Annotated in this window: 2 protein-coding genes and 1 pseudogene; 1 reads left to right on the top strand and 2 read right to left on the bottom strand. The window is 35.5% G+C overall.

Annotated elements, in window-relative coordinates:
* Window positions 1-156: pseudogene (locus tag PVA17_RS24590) on the top strand (IS5/IS1182 family transposase); the annotation flags it as partial.
* A 155-nt stretch (window positions 157-311) separates the two neighbouring features.
* Here PVA17_RS24590 and PVA17_RS24585 read toward each other — a convergent pair.
* Window positions 312-1640, bottom strand: a complete 1329-nt coding sequence (locus PVA17_RS24585; RefSeq protein ID WP_274069312.1) for an L-cystine transporter — start codon at window positions 1638-1640, stop codon at window positions 312-314.
* A 303-nt stretch (window positions 1641-1943) separates the two neighbouring features.
* Window positions 1944-2438 (bottom strand): diguanylate cyclase domain-containing protein, encoded by a 495-nt coding sequence (locus PVA17_RS24580; RefSeq protein WP_274069311.1) that lies wholly within the window; start codon window positions 2436-2438, stop codon window positions 1944-1946.
* Between the last annotated feature and the right edge of the window lie 172 nt (window positions 2439-2610).

Here is a 2610-nt window from a genome sequence, read left to right as displayed (position 1 = left end):
TTTAAGCAATTAGCCGCAAATCGCTACAAAATAGAAGCGAAGAATAGTGAATTAAAAAACGGACACGGGTACGATACGGCATCGACTGCGGGTCTATTTGGCATGGAAATTCAAGGTGCTACAACGATATTCGCTGTCAATTTGAACCGATATTAAAGCTACTAAACGAAAATGAATGAGGAATAGAGACAGAAATAAGGCACTTCCTGTTCAAAATTGAACAAGAAGTGCCTTATTTTTATGTGAAAAAGGTTCGCTATTATAAAACCGTAAGTTTTTCAGTGCCCTAGTATGAGAGTAGCTCTGTCTTTTTATAAATCTGAAACTTGAGCACCTAATTCTTTATTATTGTACATTTCAGTGTCCAATTCTTTTGTAATACGTGCTGTTGTCACACCTGCAGTCATTGAACCACTTACATTAAGTGCAGTACGGCCCATGTCGATTAATGGCTCAACTGAGATTAATATACCCGCAAGTGCAATCGGTAAATTAAGTGCTGATAATACTAGAATTGCTGCGAATGTCGCACCACCACCAACACCAGCTACACCAAATGAGCTGACAGCTACAACTGCAATAACAGTAATGATAAATACTGGATCAAGTGGATTAATTCCAACTGTCGGTGCAATCATAATCGCTAGCATTGCAGGATACACACCAGCACAGCCATTTTGACCAATAGATAGACCAAATGAACCCGAGAAGTTCGCAATACCCTCAGGTACACCAAGACGACCTGTTTGTGTTTTAATGTTCATTGGTAAAGCACCTGCACTTGAACGTGAAGTGAAGGCAAATAATAATGTTTCCGCAGTTTTCTTTAAGTACGTAAATGGATTTAACCCACTTAAAGTAAGAATTAATAAGTGTACGATAAACACGATCATTAACGCTACATAAGACGCAACAACAAACTTACCTAGATTATAGATTGCCCCGAAATCAGATGTCGCAACTGTACGTGCCATAATGGCTAAAATACCATATGGTGTTAAACGTAAGACAATTGTTACAACGCCCATTACTAATGCATAAATGGCATCCAAGCCCTTTTTAATAGTAGCTGCAGTGTCTCCATCCTTACGTGCTATACGTAAATAAGCAAAACCTAAAAATGCTGAAAAAATTACAACAGCAATTGTTGATGTAGAACGAGCCCCTGTTAAATCTAAAAATGGGTTCGCTGGGAATAACTCAATAATTTGAGTTGGTAAATCCGGCGCAGTTAATCCAGAAGTTTTTTCCTCTAAATACGCCCCACGCTCTGCCTCTGCAGCACCTTGCATAATATGTGAAGCATCTAAATTAAACACTGTTGCTGAAAAAATACCAACAGCAGCTGATACAGCAGTTGTGCCGATTAAAATAACTAAAATCAGAGCTGCCATTCTTCCGAAGTTTTTACCAACCTTCATTTTCGTAAAGGCGATTAAGATAGAAATGAAAATTAATGGCATCGCAACCATTTGTAGCAATTTAACATAACCCGTACCAATAATATTGTACCAATTTGATGTTTTAGCTAACACATCAGAATCAATACCATATATTAAATGGAGTCCAAGACCAAGTACAATACCTAAGCCTAGAGCCGTAAAAACACGATTTGAAAACTTAACGTGCTTTTTATTCATAAAATATAAAATTCCAACGAATACGAGTAAGACAGCAACGTTAAGAATAATTTGTAATGTAGACAATGAAAAGCCTCCTAAGACGTTTAATTATAATGTAATCGAATTATATACCTATAATCCCTATAATTCAAGTATGTTTTATTTAGATTAATAATTTTCTAAAGTGACAGAATTTTATTTCTTTTGATTATGCCCTAAAAACGAAATTTAATAAAAAATACTTGTTGAATATGTTCACAGAAAAGCGACCGTTATAAAAAAGACTGTGGGCAAGCTTGCCTACAGTCTGATCTATTTCGTCTAATGAACGAGGTAGGTTTCTTTTTCATTGTCATGAATGAGATAACTACTTCCCGAAATTTTTTTACATTGCTTTTTTACACGTGTCACCGCATCCGACAATTGGTCAACAGATTCAAATTGCTGATATTGATTAGTAATAACCGCAATGGATAGCGTGGTACAAGATAAAGGCTCTAATTCACCAGCTCTATTTTGTACTTGTAAGTATGTTAAATCCCCCACATCATAAAAGCTTAAAATAAATGCATCAAACTCATCAATAATTTTTTGACAGATCGGAGCAGCCTTATAATGCGGAAGAATCGCAACGAAATCATCTCCACCAATATGTCCTAAAAAATCTTCTGTACCTACGATATTTCTTTTCAAAATATCGGTTAAATACAGTAATAGCTTGTCCCCTTTATTTTCATCAATTAATTTATTACCAGGAAGACTGCTTAATGGATTTAAAAAACTTGCAATAGCTACTTGTGTGTCTACGAGCTTCAACAGTAGCTCCCGAATACAAAGAGGTGGCTCTAGCACTAGAAATCCTTTTCAACAGTTGACATGGCTCTATTAAAAGTAATCTTAATTACTTGATAGCGTAGTATATTTTTCGCAATATACAATATATTCAATCAACTCATTGATATAAATTGTAAATAGTGTATGCTTATAA

This window comes from Lysinibacillus sp. CNPSo 3705, assembly GCF_028674935.1.
GTDB lineage: Bacteria > Bacillota > Bacilli > Bacillales_A > Planococcaceae > Lysinibacillus.
Note: the sequence above shows the minus strand (reverse complement) of the source record. Positions and strands in the feature narration are given on the sequence as shown.

What these genes read in the sequence shown, in the direction of transcription:
- PVA17_RS24585 (WP_274069312.1), bottom strand. Translation starts at nt 1,640, where the DNA reads ATGAATAAAAAGCACGTTAAGTTTTCAAATCGTGTTTTTACGGCTCTA.